12 protein-coding genes are annotated in these 17342 nt (G+C 70.6%); all 12 read left to right on the forward strand.

Going from position 1 to position 17342, the window contains the following annotated elements; all coding sequences use genetic code 11:
* Positions 1 to 21: 21 nt before the first annotated feature.
* The 12 genes from PX701_RS08610 to PX701_RS08665 all read left to right on the forward strand — a co-directional run bounded on the left by PX701_RS08610 (position 22) and on the right by PX701_RS08665 (position 17333).
* Positions 22 to 1317, forward strand: a complete 1296-nt coding sequence (locus tag PX701_RS08610) for a D-arabinono-1,4-lactone oxidase (RefSeq protein ID WP_275506045.1) — start codon at positions 22 to 24, stop codon at positions 1315 to 1317.
* Positions 1318 to 1465: 148 nt separating this feature from the next.
* The gene (locus PX701_RS08615; RefSeq protein WP_231428998.1) at positions 1466 to 2494 is read left to right on the forward strand and encodes a LacI family DNA-binding transcriptional regulator; all 1029 of its coding nucleotides are present in this window, start codon (positions 1466 to 1468) and stop codon (positions 2492 to 2494) included.
* Complete coding sequence (locus PX701_RS08620) at positions 2491 to 4053, forward strand: sugar ABC transporter ATP-binding protein (protein WP_275506046.1); 1563 nt, start codon at positions 2491 to 2493, stop codon at positions 4051 to 4053. The genes PX701_RS08615 and PX701_RS08620 overlap by 4 nt, the downstream gene beginning before the upstream one ends.
* Positions 4054 to 4249: 196 nt before the next feature.
* Positions 4250 to 5242: an ABC transporter substrate-binding protein gene (locus PX701_RS08625; protein WP_231428996.1), complete on the forward strand. Its 993-nt coding sequence runs from the start codon at positions 4250 to 4252 to the stop codon at positions 5240 to 5242.
* A 124-nt stretch (positions 5243 to 5366) separates the two neighbouring features.
* Positions 5367 to 6995: a sugar ABC transporter ATP-binding protein gene (locus tag PX701_RS08630; RefSeq protein WP_231428995.1), complete on the forward strand. Its 1629-nt coding sequence runs from the start codon at positions 5367 to 5369 to the stop codon at positions 6993 to 6995.
* Complete coding sequence (locus PX701_RS08635) at positions 6992 to 8077, forward strand: ABC transporter permease (RefSeq protein WP_231428994.1); 1086 nt, start codon at positions 6992 to 6994, stop codon at positions 8075 to 8077. Before PX701_RS08630 ends, PX701_RS08635 begins: the two co-directional genes overlap by 4 nt.
* Positions 8074 to 9129 carry an ABC transporter permease gene (locus PX701_RS08640; RefSeq protein WP_275506047.1) on the forward strand — a complete coding sequence of 352 codons (1056 nt, stop codon included), beginning with the start codon at positions 8074 to 8076 and terminating at the stop codon, positions 9127 to 9129. Before PX701_RS08635 ends, PX701_RS08640 begins: the two co-directional genes overlap by 4 nt.
* A 218-nt stretch (positions 9130 to 9347) precedes the next feature.
* Positions 9348 to 12305, forward strand: coding sequence for a carbohydrate binding domain-containing protein (locus tag PX701_RS08645; protein ID WP_275506048.1), 2958 nt, complete (start codon positions 9348 to 9350; stop codon positions 12303 to 12305).
* A 138-nt stretch (positions 12306 to 12443) separates the two neighbouring features.
* Positions 12444 to 13595 (forward strand): SLC13 family permease, encoded by a 1152-nt coding sequence (locus PX701_RS08650; RefSeq protein WP_275506049.1) that lies wholly within the window; start codon positions 12444 to 12446, stop codon positions 13593 to 13595.
* Positions 13596 to 13724: 129 nt separating this feature from the next.
* Complete coding sequence (locus tag PX701_RS08655; RefSeq protein WP_275506050.1) at positions 13725 to 14762, forward strand: LacI family DNA-binding transcriptional regulator; 1038 nt, start codon at positions 13725 to 13727, stop codon at positions 14760 to 14762.
* A gap of 172 nt (positions 14763 to 14934) precedes the next feature.
* Positions 14935 to 15651 carry an L-ribulose-5-phosphate 4-epimerase gene (locus PX701_RS08660; protein ID WP_275506051.1) on the forward strand — a complete coding sequence of 239 codons (717 nt, stop codon included), beginning with the start codon at positions 14935 to 14937 and terminating at the stop codon, positions 15649 to 15651.
* Complete coding sequence (locus PX701_RS08665) at positions 15648 to 17333, forward strand: xylulokinase (RefSeq protein ID WP_231428989.1); 1686 nt, start codon at positions 15648 to 15650, stop codon at positions 17331 to 17333. Before PX701_RS08660 ends, PX701_RS08665 begins: the two co-directional genes overlap by 4 nt.
* Positions 17334 to 17342: the final 9 nt, after the last annotated feature.

A 17342-nucleotide genomic window follows, 5' to 3' on the forward strand; every position in this document is an offset into this window, starting at 1 on the left:
CCGACCCGTACGGTGGTGACCATGCGCACCAGTGAGGGCCGGCGGAACTGGGCCGGCAACCTCGGATATCGAGCGAGCCGGGTCGTGCGACCCCGCTCGGTCGCCGAGCTCCAGAATCTCCTCGCCGACCCGGGCTGGGTGGGCGGCGACCGGTTCCGCGCGCTCGGCTCGCGGCACAGCTTCAACGACCTCGCCGACACGGCCGGCACCCACATCGAGACCGACGGGCTGCCGGTCGAGGTCGATGCCGGCAGCGCGCCCGGGGCGGTTCGCATCTCGGGCGGACTGCGCTACGGTGCACTCGCCGAGGCGCTGCACGCGCGCGGGCTCGCCCTCGCGAACCTCGCCTCGCTGCCGCACATCTCGGTCGCGGGTGCGATCGCGACCGGCACCCACGGCTCGGGCGACCGGCTCGGTTCCCTCGCGAGCGCCGTGCGCGCGATCGCGATCGTCGGCGGCGACGGCGAGGTCCGGAGCCTTCGGCGCGGCGACGCCGACTTCGAGGGCGTGGTCGTGAACCTCGGCGCCCTCGGCGTGGTCGTCGCCCTCGAACTCGACGTCGAGCCGGCGTACGCGGTCGCGCAGCACGTCTTCGACGGGCCGCGGTGGGACGCCGTGCTCGACGGGTTCGACCGGGTCACCTCGCTCGCGACGAGCGTCAGCGTCTTCACGACATGGCAGCGCACCGACCGGGCCGACCTGCTCTGGCTCAAGCAGCGAGCGGATGCCTCGGGGCCGGGTGCCGACGGCGAGGCATCCGCGTTCATCGCCGGCACGCTCGGGGCGACGGCCGCCGCATCGCCACGCCATCCCGTGCCGGGCGGTGACGCGCGAGCGACGACCGAGCAGCTCGGGGCGCCCGGCCCGTGGCACGAGCGGCTGCCGCACTTCCGGCTCGCATTCACGCCCTCCGCGGGAGAGGAGCTGCAGTCGGAGTACCTCGTGCCGCGCCGTGACGCGGTCGCCGCGATCGCGGCCGTGCGCTCGCTCGCCGACCGCGTCGCGCCGCTCCTCCACGTGTGCGAGATCCGCACCGTCGCGGCCGACCGCCTGTGGCTGAGCTCGTCGTACGGGGTCGACGCCGTCGGCATCCACTTCACGTGGCGGCGCGAGCAGGCGGCCGTCGAGGCGCTGCTGCCGCGGATCGAGGCGGCCCTGCCGGCGACCGCGCGTCCCCACTGGGGCAAGCTCTTCGCGCTGCCCGGCGAGGAGGTGGCCAGCCGGTACCCGCGCTGGCGCGACTTCGCGGTACTGCGGGAGCGCTTCGATCCCGAGCGCCGCTTCGTGAACTCCTACCTGGAGCGGCTCGGGCTCTGAACCGCCCTGCCGAGTCCTGCGACACCTCCGGCAACCGTCCATCCCGCACGGTGTGCGGGATGGACGGAGCGAATAGTCTGGTCCCGTCGGCTCGCGGATGCGCGGCCGAGGTCCGGCGCATCTGCGCTCCCGAGGCAGGAGATCGGTGGTGAGCGGCATCGAGGTAGGTGAGCGCCCCGAGAAGCTCGGCATCCGCGAGGTCGCCGCGCTCGCCGGGGTATCGCACATGACGGTCTCGCGAGTGCTCAACGGGCATCCCGGGATTCGGCCGTCGACCCGCCAGCGCGTGCTCGATGTCGTGCGCGAGCTCGATTTCAAGCCGAACAGCGCAGCCCGGGCCCTCGCGACCCAGCGCACCCAGCGCATCGGCGTCATCGTCGACAGCGCGGTCGAGTTCGGGCCGACGAGCACGTTGCGCGGACTCGAGCTCGCGGCCCGGTCGAGCGGCTACTCCGTGACCTCCGTCGCGATGCAGGACGATGCGAACCTCACCCCCGAGGCGGCCGTCGGCCACCTCATCGCGGAGGGCGTCGACGCGCTGTGCGTCGTGGCCCCGCGCTCCTCGTCGGTGACGGCGCTGCGCAGCATCTCGATCGACGTGCCGGTGCTCGTCGTCAAGGCCGCGAAGGATCCGACCTTCCTCACGGTCAGCGTCGACCAGCAGCTTGGAACGATGCTCGCCGTCGATCACCTCGTGTCGCTCGGCCACCGCGACATCCTGCATCTCGCCGGCCCGCTCGACTGGCTCGACGCCCGTGGCCGCGAGCGTGCGTTCCACACCCGCATCGAGGAATGGGGACTCAAGGCGCGCCCGATCGTCGTCGGCGACTGGACGGCCGACTTCGGCTACGAGTACGCGGCCGGGCTGAAGGGGGTGCCCGACTACACCGCGATGTTCGTCGCGAACGACGAGATGGCGCTCGGGGTCGTGCACGGCTTCCACGACCGCGGCATCCGCGTGCCCGACGACGTCAGCGTCGTCGGCTTCGACGACCTGCCGTTCTCCCGCCACTTCATCCCACCGCTGACGACCGTCAGGCAGGACTTCCACGCACTCGGCACCAAGGCGATGGAGGTGCTCCGGGCTGCGCTCGAGGGGCGAGAGATACCGCAGCGCTCGAAGATCGCGAGCGAACTGGTCGTTCGGTCGTCGACCGCGCCGCCGAGGTCGACATGACCGCGACGGATGCCTCGCCGTCGCGGGTCGCCGACGAGCGGCCCGTCGTCGAGATGATCGGCGTCACGGTAGAGATCGAGGGGATGCCGGTGCTGCATGAGGTCGATCTGCGGCTCTACCCGGGCGAGGTGCATGCGCTCATGGGCGGCAACGGCGCCGGTAAGTCGTCGCTCGTCAAGGCGCTGACCGGCGCGTACCGCATCGGCGCCGGTGAAGTGAGGATCGCGGGGGAGAGCGTTTCGCTCGCCGGACCCGGTGCGGCGGAATCCGCCGGGATCGCCGCGGCGTTCCAGGACGTCGACCTCTGCGTCAACCTCTCCGTCGCCGAGAACGTCATGATCGGGCACGAGGAGCGCCGCTGGTACGGCATCGCCTGGGGCGCGACCCGGCGGCGTGCCGTGTCGGTGCTCGAAGAACTCGGCTTGGGGGGCCTCGACCCGCGCAGCGCCGTCGCGACGCTCGCGCCGGCGATGCAGCAGCTCGTCGCCATCGCGCGAGCGATGGTGACCCACCCCAAGGTGCTCGTGCTCGACGAACCCACGTCGAGCCTCGACGCCGACGAGGTCGCGACGCTCTTCCGCGCGCTGCGCAGGCTGCGCGACCAGGGCGTGGCCATCCTGTTCGTCTCGCACTTCCTCGAACAGGTCTATGCGATCAGCGATCGCATCACCGTGCTGCGCGACGGGCGCGGTCAGGGCGAGTACCCGACACGCGAGCTCGATCGCGCCGTGCTGATCTCGAAGATGATCGGCAAGGACCTCACGGAGTTGCGGCGCATCGGATCGGAGCGGCGCGCGCACCGCGCCGACCCGACCGGGGAGCCCCTCTACCAGGCAGCCGGCGTCGGGCGGCGCGGCGAGTTCGCGCCGACCGACCTCGAGCTGCACCGGGGTGAGATCGTCGGACTGGGCGGCCTGCGCGGCTCCGGTCGCAGCGAGCTCGGGCAGCTGCTCGCGGGGGTCGTCCGGCGGGACTCGGGCACGATCCGCGTGGACGGGCGGGAGGCCGCCCTGCCGAACCCGGCAGCGGCCCTTCGCCGCCGTGTCGCGTTCGCGAGCGAGGACCGCCGGGACGGCGGCATCATCGAAGAGCTCAGCGTGCGCGAGAACATCATCCTCGCGCTGCAGGGCATCCGCGGCTGGGCGAGGCCGATCTCGCGCGCGGAGCGGGATGCGCTCGTCGATCGGTTCATGGAGTCGCTCGCCATCGTCGCCCCGGGGCCGGATGCGCCCGCGCGGCAGCTCTCGGGCGGCAACCAGCAGAAGGTGCTGCTCGCGAGATGGCTCGCCACGCGGCCGCACGTGCTCGTGCTCGACGAACCGACCCGCGGTGTCGACATCGCGGCCAAGGTCGAGCTCCAGGCCGTCGTCGCCGAGCTGGCGCGCGAGGGGGTCGCCGTCGTCTTCATCTCGTCCGAGCTCGACGAGGTGGTGCGGTTGAGCGATCGCATCGTGATCCTCAAGGACCGCCGCAAGATCGGCGAGGTGAGCAACGGCCCGGGGCTCAGCGTCGACACGATCATCGAGATGATCGCGGCCGACACCGACGACGACGCGTAACCCCAGCCTGCCGCTCGATTTCCGACGTGTGTCCAGAACGTTATGTTCCCGGGAACATTTTGTATTGCGCGGACGTTTCTGTTCCCGGTAACATCGCCGCGTGGCCACGCATCGAGCGTCGCTGCAATCACTCGAAATCCCGCGCGAGCGGGGAGCTAGCCGGCGCATCGGTGCCGGGTCTCAAGGAGGAGATCTCATGTCAGTTCAGAGGCGATTCACGAAGTTCCTCGGCCTGGCGGCCGTCGGCGCGATCAGCATCGGCCTCGCGGCCTGCTCGAGCGGCGGCGGCAGCGCGGAGGCCGGCGACGACGACCTCACCACCGTCGGCTTCGTCGCCGTCGGCCCCGAAGGGGCGTGGCGCGAAGCCAACGAGAAGAACATCCAGGAGACGTTCACGAAGGACGCCGGCTTCGACCTGAAGTACGCTCCGGCCACCAACCTCGACCAGAAGTCGCAGATCGACGCGTTCACGTCGTTCGTCGACGAGGGCGTCGACGTCATCCTGCTCTCGGCCACCGAGGCGTCCGGCTGGGAGGACTCGCTCTCCCGCGCACAGGAAGCCGAGATCCCCGTGATCCTGCTCGACCGCGGCATCGAGCCCGACGACACGAGCCTGTACGTGACCCGCATCGCACCGGACAACGTCGAGGTCGCGAAGGAGGTCGGCGCCTGGGCGGTCGAGACGTTCCCGGACGGCGGCAACTACATCACGCTCGAGGGCCCGGCCGGCGTCGGCGTCGTGAACGAGCGCAACGAGGGCTGGGACGCCTCGGTCGACGGCTCGAAGCTCGTCGAGGTCGCCGCGCAGACCGCCAACTGGTCGGCCGAGGAGGGCAAGAGCGTCACCGAGACGCTGCTCAAGGCGAACGGCAACGACATCCAGCTGATCTTCGCGCAGAACGACGAGATGGGCCTCGGCGCTGCGCAGGCCGTCGAAGAGGCCGGCCTGAAGCCCGGCGTCGACGTCAAGATCGCCACGATCGACGGCACCGCCGCGGCCATGGAAGCGCTCGCGAACGGCCAGCTGAGCTACGTGCACGAGTACAACCCGCTGTTCGGCGAGACCGCGCTCGACGTCGTGGAGAAGACCCTCGCGGGCGACTCGGTCGAGTCGTACATCATCGTGCCGAGCGAGGCGTTCGACTCGCCCGAGGCGGCCCAGGCCGTGCTCGCCGACCGCAAGTACTGACCAGCCGACGGCGCCGTCTCCCTCGGCGCGCTGCACATGCGGTGCGGGGTCAGCCCGATGGCGGCCCCGCACCGCTGCCCACCGAGACGTCGGCCGCTGCGGCCGGGTACAGGATGCGAACGTAATGACTGAAGCACTGCCCATCGTCGAGATGCGCGACATCTCGATCGAGTTCCCGGGCGTCAAAGCGCTGGACGGGGTCGACTTCCGCCTCTTCCAGGGCGAAGTCCATGCGCTGATGGGCGAGAACGGCGCCGGCAAGTCGACGCTCATCAAGGCGCTCACGGGCGTCTACCGGATCGACGGCGGTTCGATCGTCGTCGCCGGCCAGGAACGCCAGTTCAACGGAACGGCGGATGCGCAGCATGCGGGCATCTCGACCGTGTACCAGGAGGTGAACCTGGTCACCAACCTCACGATCGGCGAGAACGTCATGCTCGGGCACGAGGTGCGCGGCACGTTCGGCGTCAACTGGAAGGCCACCCACGCGGCCGCGACCGAGGCGCTCGCCCGGCTCGGACTCGGGCACCTCGACACCCACAAGCCCCTCTCCACGCTGTCCATCGCCATGCAGCAGCTCGTCGCGATCAGCCGCGCGATGGCGATCAAGGCGAAGGTCCTCATCCTCGACGAGCCGACCTCGAGCCTCGATGCGGCAGAGGTCGAGGGCCTGTTCCGCGTCATGCGGACCCTGCGCGACGAGGGCGTCGCCATCCTCTTCGTCTCGCACTTCCTCGATCAGGTCTACGCGATCAGCGATCGCATCACGATCCTGCGCAACGGCCGCTACGAGGGCGAGTACCTCGCGCGAGAGCTCGACCGGCACGCACTCATCTCGACGATGATCGGCAAGGACCTGAACGTGCTCTCCTCTCTCGGCGGCAACCGCCGCGTCGAGGAGCGCGACTACGCGGCGGAGGAGCCGCTGCTCGCAGCGAAGGGGATCGGCCGTCGCGGTTCGATCGAACCGACCGACCTCGACATCCACCCCGGCGAGGTCGTCGGGTTCGCAGGCCTCCTCGGGTCGGGCCGCACCGAGCTCGCCCGACTGCTCTACGGCGCGGACCGCCTCGACGAGGGCTCCATCACGCTGCGGGGCGAGCACGTCGACATCAAGAATCCCGGCGACGGCCTCGGCAGGCGCATCGCCTTCTCGACCGAGAACCGGCGCGATGAGGGCATCATCGGCGATCTCACGATCCGCGAGAACATGATCCTCGCGGTGCAGGCCGAGCGCGGCTGGGCGCGCCCGATGTCGCGCAAGGAGCAGGACGAGATCGTCGACCGATACGTCAGCGCGCTCAACGTGCGGCCCGCCGACCCGAACCGCCTCATCAAGAACCTCTCGGGCGGCAACCAGCAGAAGGTGCTGCTCGGCCGGTGGCTCGCCACGAAGCCCGACCTGCTCATCCTCGACGAGCCCACGCGGGGCATCGACGTCGGCGCGAAGGCCGAGATCCAGGAGGCCGTCGCCCGGCTCGCCGAAGACGGCGTCTCGGTCGTGTTCATCTCCTCGGAGCTCGAAGAGGTCGTGCGACTCAGCGAACGCATCGTGGTCCTGAAGGATCACCAGAAGATCGGCGAGATCGTGAACGGCCCCGACGTGACGGCGCAACAGGTCGTCGACGTCATCGCCGCGCACGGGGTCGACGCCGCCGCTCGCAGTGGCATCATCGATGCCGAGGACGACGCGCACCCGACCGCCTCGACCGACGACGGGCAACTGCCCGAGCTGACGGAGGAACACTCATGAGCACCGCCGCTCGATCCACCTGGCTGCACGACCTCGTGCGCAAGCCGTTCTTCTGGGGCGTGGTGGCGATCATCGCCCTCCTGCTGCTCAACGTCATGAAGGACCCGACGTACCTGGCGATCTCGGTCAACCCCGACAACGGCAACCTGGTCGGCAACCTCGTCGACATCCTCCGCGCCTCGGCGCCGATCCTCATGATCGCGGTGGGCATGTCGCTCGTGATCGCCACCGGTGGCATCGACCTCTCGGTCGGATCGGTGATGGCGGTCTCCGGCGCGGTCGCGATGGTGTTCATGAAGGACGCCGGACAGTCGGGTTCCCTCGGCGTCGCCCTCGGCGCCATCGGGCTCGCGCTCGCCGTGAGCGCCGTGCTCGGCGTCGTGAACGGCGTGCTCGTCGCCTACATCGGCCTGCAGCCGTTCATCTCGACCCTCATCATGATGCTCGCAGGGCGGGGCATCGCGAAGGTGATCACGGAGGGGCAGAACACGTCGGCGACGAACGATCCGTTCCGCTGGCTCGCGAACGGCTTCGTCGTCGGCCTCCCCGTGGTGTTCCTCCTCGCACTCGCGATCGTCGGGCTCGTCGGGCTCGTGGTCCGCCGCAGCGCCCTCGGCCTCATGATCGAGGCGATCGGCATCAACCCCAAGGCGAGCCGCATGGCCGGCATCCGACCGAGCGGACTGCTGCTGACCGTCTACGTGCTGAGCGCCGTGCTCGCCGGTATCGCCGGCATCATGTCGGTCGGCACCGTGATGACGGTGGACGTCTCGCGAACCGGCTACCAGATGGAGCTCGACGCGATCCTCGCGGTCGTCATCGGCGGCACGTCCCTGTCGGGCGGCAAGTTCTCGATCGGCGGCGCAGTGGTCGGCGCGCTGCTCATCGCGACGCTCGACAAGACCGTCGTCTTCCTCGGCGTCTCGTCGTCGGCGACGCCGGCGTTCAAGGCGATCGTCATCGTCGTGCTCTGCCTGCTGCAGTCCGACCGGGTGCGCGGCTGGTTCGTACAGCGTCGGAAGCCTCCGAAGGAGCGACCCGTTCCGAACGCCGTCGCCGCGAGAGAAGAGGTGTCGGCATGACCGCACTGCAGTCCCCCCGCCTCGAGCCCCAGGTCGAGGCATCCCCGCACTCGCGACTGTGGGAACGCGTGAAGCGCGTCGTCGCGTCGAACCCGTCGGTGCTGCCGACGGCCGCGGCCATCGTGATCTTCATCGGCATGGTGATCTACGGCGAGGTGGCCTACGGGCGCATCGTGCAGTACAACACCCTGTCGAACCTGCTCATCAACAACGCGCACCTCATCATCCTCGCGGTGGCGATGACGTTCGTGATCCTCACCGGCGGCATCGACCTGTCGGTCGGCTCGGTGATCGCGCTGTCGAGCGTCGCAGGCGTCATGCTCTCGAACGCGGGATGGAACCCGTGGGTCGTGATCGTGCTGATGATCCTCATCGGCACCGCGTTCGGCCTCGCGAGCGGCATCCTCATCCAGTACTTCAACGTGCAGCCGTTCATCGCGACGCTCGCCATGATGTTCCTGGGGCGCGGCCTCGCATCGCTGCTCAGCACGAGGCCCGAGCGGCTCGCCGACGACTCGCCGATCCTCTGGCTCGGCGAGCAGTTCAAGGTCATCGACGGCGAGAAGGTGAACGACGTCGTCATCACGCCGGGCGTCATCATCGCCGTGCTGGTCGTCATCGTCGCGTTCTTCGTGCTCCACCGCACCCGCACGGGCCGCACCGTCTACGCGATCGGCGGCTCGGAGAGCTCGTCGTCGCTCATGGGCCTCGCGGTGCCGCGCACGAAGGTGCTCGTGTACGTCATCAGCGGGACGCTCGCGGGCGTCTCGGCGGTCGTGTACACCTCGCGCCTCGGCATCGCGCAGAACATCACCGGCATCGGGTGGGAGCTCGACGCGATCGCCGCGACCGTCATCGGCGGCACACTGCTCACGGGCGGCTACGGCTACGTGCTGGGCTCGGTCGTCGGAGCCCTCGTGCTCGGGCTGATGAACGTGCTCATCACCCGCGACGGCGGCATCCCGCCCGAGATGACGACGATCATCACCGGCGGCATCCTGCTCGTGTTCGTGCTCCTGCAGCGCCTCGTGCTCATGCGCCGGCGGACGTAGCCGACACGCTCGGTTCCCGGCGATCTCGTCGACGGCACCTCCCCGCACACCCACAAGCCCGATTGGGGCCGGCCGCAGTCGGTTCACGTGAACCGACTGCCGCCGGCAGCTCCATCGAGCTCTGCCATCGTGTCCAGACGTTGCGTCGCGCCGGTGTTCCGGCGTCCGCAGCGCGAGGCGGGCGGAGCTCATCGCGATCGAATCAAAGGAGACAAGACGTGAAACGACATGAACGACTCGCGGGCCGCGGACGCGGCCGCCCTGCCCGGGCGTTCGCCGCGACGCTCGGCATCGGCGCCCTGGTCGCCTCCGTGCTCAGCGTGGGAGGCGGCGCATACGGCGCAACGACGGACATCATCGAGAACGGTACGTTCGAGACCGGCATCGTCGGATGGTCGGCCCCGCTCGGCGGGACGCTCTCGGAGAGCGACGACGCCAAGTCGGGTGCGAAGGCGCTCGCCATCAGCGGACGGACGAGCTTCCAGTCCGGCCCTGCGGCGACGGTCACCGGCCTGCTCGAGACCGACAGGTCCTACGATCTGAGCCTCGCCGTCAAGTTCGACGCCGGGCGGGCATCCCAGAACTTCAACGTCGTGCTCTGCACGGCATCGCGGAGCCGCTGCGACGTCGTGGCCTCCGCGGCGGTGACGGCGGGCCAGTGGACCACCATCGAGAAGGCGTTCACGCCCCTCTCGGCCGACTACGACATCCTCTTCGTCGAGACCCCGTGGAACACCGACATCCAGACGTTCGTCATCGACGACGTGTCGCTCACGACCGAGGGCGGGTCAGGACCGGCGATCGAAGAGCCGCCCGCCGTCGCGGGCAATCTTCTTCCCGACGGTCGCTTCGTCGACGGCTTCACGGGGTGGAGCAGCGTGCGCGGCGGCACGCTCGCGCTCAGCACGGATGCCTCGAGCGGTGCCAACTCCCTGCAGGTCACCGGCCGCGCCAACACGCAGTCGGGTCCGTTCGCCGACGTCACGGGCAAGCTCGAGGTCGGGGCGACCTACCGCATGAGCGGCAAGCTGAAGTACGAGCAGGGCAACGACACCCAGCAGTTCAACTTCACCTTCTGCCCCTCGAACTTCAACGGCTGCGCCGACTACGGCCAGAGCTTCACCCGCGGCGAGTGGGGCACCTTCTCGCGCGAGTTCACGGCGGAGGCGAAGCATGCCGCGGCGAACTGGCTCTTCGTCGAGACGCCGTGGGGAGCGAACGCGCTGCAGGACTTCAAGGTCGACGACGTCTCGCTGATCAAGATCGCCGATGCCCCGCCGGCTCCGGAGTACACGAGCCTCGAGAAGGTGCAGACGAAGCCGGTCGGCGACCACAACCCGCTGGTCGGCCACAAGTTCGGCGCAGACCCGCACCACCTCGTGTACAACGGGCGGCTCTACATCTACTCGACCGACGACACCCAGCAGTACGAGCTCAACAGCAAGGACGCGAACGGCCTGCCGACGCAGTCGAACGGCTACGGCGGCATCACCCGGCTGAACGTCATGTCGACGAGCGACATGGTCAACTGGGTCGACCACGGCGCCGTCCCGGTCGCCCGTGAGGGCGGCGCCGCCCCGTGGGCCCGCAACTCCTGGGCTCCGGCGGCCATCGAGAAGGACGGCAAGGTCTATCTCTACTTCTGCGACAGCGGAACCGGCACCGCGGTGGTCGTCGGCGGCTCGCCGCTCGGGCCGTGGACCGACCCGCTCGGCAAGAAGATCATCCCCGACACCGTCTCGCAGGACTACATCGCGAGCGGCGGGTTCCCGGCCGGCATGTGGCTCTTCGACCCCGAGGTCTTCATCGACGACGACGGGCAGGGCTACCTGTACTTCGGCGGGAACTCGCAGATCGGCACCGCGCCGAACATCCAGGGGCCGCAGAACCCGAAGTCGACCCGCGTGGCGAAGCTGAAGGACGACATGGTCACCCTCGACGGCGACCCGGTCGAGATCGACGGACCCGGCATGTTCGAGGCCTCGAGCATGTTCAAGCACGGCGACAAGTACTACTACTCGTACTCGTCGAACTTCCAGGTGAACGAGGTGCCGGGGAAGTACCCCTCTCGGGGCGCCATCGCCTACATGATGACGGACGACCCGATGGACCTGCCCGCCGCGAAGTACGCCGGCGTCGCGTTCCAGAACCAGGGCACGTTCTTCGGGGCGGGCAACGGCGGCAACAACCACTCGGACATGTTCACCTACAAGGGCGAGACGTACTTCACCTACCACGCGCAGACGCGCGGGGCGGCGTGGGCCGCTGCGCTCGGCACCCCGGGTGCGACCCAGGGCTACCGCTCGGTGCACATCGACAAGCTCGAGTTCAACGCCGACGGCACGATCAAGCCGATCACGGGCACCCGCGCAGGGGTGGAGCAGGTCGAGGCCTTCGACCCGTACCGCACGTTCGAGGCCGAGACCCTCGCCTGGCAGCTCGGCATCGGCACGGCCAAGACCGACGTCCCCTCGGCCGAGTTCCCGGAGCACAACGGCAACGGCAACATGGTGCTGTCGCGGATCGACGACGGCGACTTCGCCGGCCTCTCGGGCGTCGACTTCGGCTCAGGAGCCACCTCGGTGTCGGCCGAGGTCAAGCCGCTGGTCGAGGGCGGGAGCATCCAGGTGCGCCTCGACGACGCCGACGGCCAGGTCGTCGCCGAGATCCCCGTCGAGGGCGAGGTCGGCGAGTGGACCACGGTGACGGCCGACGTCGACGGCGCGAGCGGCACCCACGACGTGTTCTTCGTGTTCGCCGCTCCCGACGGCCTCGACGCCGACACCGACCTCGTCGAGGTCGACAACTGGGCGTTCGCGGCCCTGCAGCCGACGGCGCCCACCGCGCCGCAGGCCGTCGCCGTCGTCTCCGGCGATGCCAGTGCGAAGGTGACCTGGCAGGCGCCCGCGAGCGACGGCCACTCGGAGATCACCTCGTACCGCGTGACGGCGACACCCGTGGTCACCGGTGGCAAGTCGAAGCAGGCGGTGCCCGTCGTCGTCGAGACCACGGAGCCGGCCGCGACCCTCAGCGGCCTGCGCAACGGCGTCGACTACACCGTCGTGGTGACGGCGACCAATGAGCACGGCACCTCCGAGGCATCCGAGCCGGTCGTGGCGAGCCCGCGCGTCGCGCGGGCGACTCCGGCCACGCCGCCCTCGAAACCTCGCGGCTGATCGCACGCGAACGGGCCGGGCCCCGGCGGTCCGGCCCGTTCGCGCGTGCCCGTCGCCGACGCGACCGTCGCCGAGGCGGACCTTCGGCCGCCCAAGGCGGTGGCGGGCGCCGCTCCGGGAGTCGGCTACCCTCTCCTCGTGCGGATTGCAGTCGTGGGGGTCGTTCTCGTCGTCCTCGGAATCGCGGCGATGGTCGGCGGTGTCCTCCCACTCGACGCAGTCGGCGCACTCGCCGTTCGATCGGCGCCCATCCTGGGTTTCGTCGTCGCGATGACGATCGTCGCGGAGCTCGCGGCCGAGGCCGGGGTCTTCCGTGCGATGGCGCAGCGGCTCGCCCGATTCGCCCGCGGCCGGGCGATCGTGCTGTGGCTGCTCGTGGTCGCGGCCGCCACCGCGTCGACGATCTTCCTCTCGCTCGACACGACGGCCGTCCTGCTGACGCCCGTCGTCGTCGCGGTCGCGGCGCACGCCCGCATCTCGCCCATCCCGTTCGCGCTGACGACCGTCTGGCTCGCGAACACGACCTCGCTCCTGCTCCCGGTGTCGAACCTCACCAACCTGCTCGCCGCCCAGCGCCTCGAACTGCACCCGATCGGATTCGCGGCGCTCATGTTGGCCCCGACCCTCGTCGGGATCCTCGTGCCCGCCGGGTTCCTCCTCGCCACGCGTCGGAGGCAGCTCAACACGCGGTTCGTGCCCGACGAGCCCGCACCGCCCCGAGACCGCGTGCTCCTGACGATCGCGTCGATCGTGCTCGTCCTGCTCGTCCCCTTGCTCGTGTCGGGCGTCGAGGTGTGGATTCCGGCGACCGCCGCCGCAGCGGTCCTGGTGGTCGTCTTCCTCGTGCGCCGACCGGCCGTGGTCCGCCCCGCGCTGGTGCCCTGGCGGCTCGTGGTGTTCGTCGCCGGGCTCTTCCTCGCCATGGAGGCCGCCCATGAGCTCCGTCTCACCGAGGTCCTCGCCTCGCTCGCCGGCGGCGGGGAAGGCCCGATCGAGCTCCTGCGCCTCGCCGGGGTCGCAGGATTGAGCGCGAATGCGTTCGACAACCTTCCGGCCTACCTCGCGCTCGAGCCGTTCGCCGACAGCCCGTTGCGCACCGCGGCCCTCCTCATCGGAGTGAACGCCGGCGCACTGATCACGCCATGGGCATCGCTGGCGACGCTCCTGTGGCACCACCGGCTGGTCGCGATGGGCGTCCAGATCTCGTGGCTGAGATTCGCTGCGCTCGGACTCGTCGTGGCGCCCCTCACCGTCACCGGCGCCGTCCTCGCCCTCGCCGCATTCGCGTGAGCGGCCGGTCGCCCGTGTGCGCGGCTGCCTCCGCGGCGGCACGCGCGGTCTCGCCGCCGCGCACTCGGGTCTGCCCGCCGCATGCCCGGCCCCGCCCGCCGTACACTCGGGCGGTGGAGGTGTGATGCGGTGAGCGAGGCGAGCCCCGAGGTATCCGGCGCCGACCGCGCGCGTGCCCGCCCGGTCGGCGTACGCGAGGTGGCCTCCCGCGCCGGTGTGTCGCGGCAGACCGTGTCGCGTGTGCTGAACGATCATCCCGATGTCGCCGACGAGACGAAGCAGCGGGTGCTCGACGCCATGCGCGAGCTCGGGTACCGCATGAACAACGCCGCCCGCGCGCTCGGCACGAACCGGTCGCGTACCATCGGCGTACTCGCCTCGGACGCACTGCAGTACGGCCCATCGCGCAGCATCGCGGCGGTCGAGCAGGCGGCTCGGGCCGCGGGCTACTGGGTCAGCGCCGTCTTCGCCGAATCGGACGACCCCGGCCAGGTCGCCGCCGCGGTGCAGCACCTGCAGGCGCAGTCGGTCGAAGGGCTCGTCGTGGTCGCGCCGACGAGGGGCGCGCTCGAGATGATCGAATCGCTCGACGCGGGCATCCCGATCGTCACCCTGCACTCGGCCGGGCACGAGCCGAACAGCTTCTCGGTCGACCAGGTGGCCGGTGCTCGACTCGCGGTCGCATGCCTCGCCGATGCCGGGCACCGCCGCATCGCGCACCTCGCGGGCCCATCGAACTGGCTCGAGGCCGAGTCCCGTGCCGCGGGCTTCGTGGCGGAGCTCGCCGCACGCGGGCTCGAGACCGGACCCCGGTTCGCCGGAGACTGGACCGCGCGCTCGGGGGCGGATGCCGCTGGCGCGGTGCTCGCCTCCGGAGTCACCGCGGTCTTCGTCGCGAACGACCAGATGGCGCTCGGGCTCCTCAGCGGGCTGCGTGAGGCCGGCATCGACGTGCCCGCCGCGATGAGCGTGGTCGGCTTCGACGACGTGCCCGACGCCGCATACTACTCGCCTCCCCTCACGACCGTGCGGCAGGACTTCGAGGAGCTCGCCCGCCGGGCCGTGCACGCCCTCATCGGTGCGGCCGAGGGGGCGGATGAGGTGCCCCGCGAGCCGCTCGTTCCCGAGCTCATGGTTCGCCGCTCGGTCGCAGCACCGCCCCGCTGAGCGACGAACCGGAGCGGGTTGACGCGCTCACCGGTTCATGGTTCACTGTTCCGTGACCGGTCACAGTGACCGGTCACGGCCGCTGGCTCGGTGCGGTGGTCTCGAAACATGGCCGCTCGTTGAGACCGGCCGGGACCCCGGTGGTCCGGCCAGAACAGAGGAGTCGACCCGCATGAGTGCATCGAGGCACTACGAACCAGCGGTCGAGACCGCGATCAGTCGTGTCCGCGACGAGGTCGCGCGCCTGCACGGCGAACTCGTGCGCTACGGCCTCGTCGTCTGGACGGGCGGCAACGTGTCCGGCCGGGTGCCGGGAGCCGACCTCTTCGTCATCAAGCCCTCGGGGGTCTCGTACGAAGAGCTCTCGCCCGAGAACATGATCCTGTGCAACCTCGACGGCGAGGTCGTGCCCGGCACGCCGGGCAGCGACCGCAGCCCCTCGAGCGACACGGCCGCGCACGCCTACGTCTACCGCAACATGCCCGAGGTCGGGGGAGTGGTGCACACCCACTCGACCTTCGCCGTCGCCTGGGCGGCACGCGGCGAGGAGATCCCGTGCGTGATCACCGCGATGGCCGACGAGTTCGGCGGCCCGGTGCCGGTCGGTCCGTTCGCGATCATCGGTGACGACTCGATCGGCCGCGGCATCGTCGAAACCCTCACCGGCCACCGCTCGCGTGCGGTGCTCATGCAGAACCACGGGCCGTTCACGATCGGCTCCGACGCGAAGGACGCGGTCAAGGCCGCCGTCATGCTCGAGGACGTCGCGCGCACGGTGCACCACGCCCGGGAGGCGGGGCCGCTCGTCCCGCTCCCGCAGGAGTCGATCGACCGCCTCTTCGCGCGCTACCAGCACGTCTACGGTCAGCCCGGCGAGGCGCGCCGATGAGCACGGATGCCTCGCCGTCGACCATCCTCGAGGCGCGCACCGCGCTCGGCATCGAACTCGGCTCGACCCGCATCAAGGCCTGCCTCGTCGACGCCGACGACCCCACCACGGTGCTCGCGACGGGCTCGCACGAGTGGGAGAACGAGTTCACCGAGGATCGTCGCTGGAGCTACTCGCTCGAGTCGGTCTGGTCGGGTCTCGCCGCCGCCTACGCGGAACTCGTCGCCGACGCCGAGCGACGTCACGGCGTGCGGCCGACGACCTTCGGCGCGATCGGCGTCTCGGCGATGATGCACGGCTACCTCGCGTTCGACGAGCAGGGCGGGCTGCTCGTGCCGTTCCGTACCTGGCGCAACACCTCGACCGGTCCGGCCGCCGCCGAGCTGAGCACGGCGTTCGGCCTCAACATCCCGCTGCGCTGGTCGATCGCGCACCTGCACCAGGCGATCATCGACGCCGAGCCGCACGTCGAGCGGCTCGACTTCCTGACCACCCTCGCCGGTTACGTGCACTGGCGGCTCACCGGCCGGAAGGTGCTGGGAATCGGCGACGCCTCGGGGATGTTCCCGATCGATTCCGCCACAGGCGGTTACGACCCCGACCTCCTCGTGCGCTACGACGCACTCGCCGAGGGCCGTCGGCCGGGTACGCGGGTCGCCGAGCTGCTGCCCGAGGTGCTCGGCGCGGGCGAGCACGCCGGCGAGCTCACCGCCGAGGGGGCGATGCTGCTCGACCCGACGGGCGAGCTGCGACCGGGCGCGCCGCTCTGCCCGCCCGAGGGCGACGCGGGCACGGGCATGGTCGCGACGAACTCGGTCGCACCGCGCACGGGCAACGTGAGCGCCGGCACGAGCATCTTCGCGATGGTCGTGCTCGAGCGGCCGCTCGCGAGCGCGCACCACGAGATCGACCTGGTGACGACCCCCGCGGGCGATCCCGTCGCGATGGTGCACTGCAACAACGGCGCCTCCGAGCTGGCGGCGTGGGCGGGCGTCTTCGAGCGCTTCGCCGAAGCGGCCGGCGCGACCCGCGACGGCGCGCCGCTCGCGCGCGACGCGGTCTTCGAGGTGCTCTTCGGCGAGGCGCTCGCGGGCGAGCCCGACGCCGGCGGACTGCTCGCCTACAACACGCTCGCGGGCGAGCCGATCGCGGGGCTCGACGAGGGCCGGCCGATGGTCGTGCGCACGCCCGACAGCCGGCTCACGCTCGCGAACCTCATGCGCGCGCAGCTCTACGGCGTGTACGGCACGCTCGCGCTCGGCATGCGCGTGCTCTCCGCCGAGGGCGTCGAGCTCGACCGCATGTTCGGCCACGGCGGCATCTTCCGCACGGCCGGGGTGGCGCAGCGCTTGCTCGCCGGGGCGCTCGATGCCCCGGTCGCGGTCGGCGAGACGGCCGCCGAGGGCGGTGCGTGGGGCATCGCGGTGCTCGCCGCGTACCTGCGCGAGCGCGGCCACGGCACTGACGACGAGCGGGATGCCTCGCTCGGCGCGTACCTCGACCACCGGGTGTTCGCGGGGTCGGCCGTCGAGGTCGTCGAGCCGGAGGCATCCGACGTCGCGGGCTTCGCCGCCTACCTCGAGCGGTACCGTGCGGGCCTCGTCGCGGAAGCCGCGGCCGTCGCGGCGCTCGCCCCCACGACCACCCCGACCCCCGAGGACGAGTCGACGAAACAGAAGTAGTCGGCTTGG

It is taken from the genome of Agromyces chromiiresistens, from assembly GCF_029167465.1.
GTDB lineage: Bacteria > Actinomycetota > Actinomycetes > Actinomycetales > Microbacteriaceae > Agromyces > Agromyces chromiiresistens.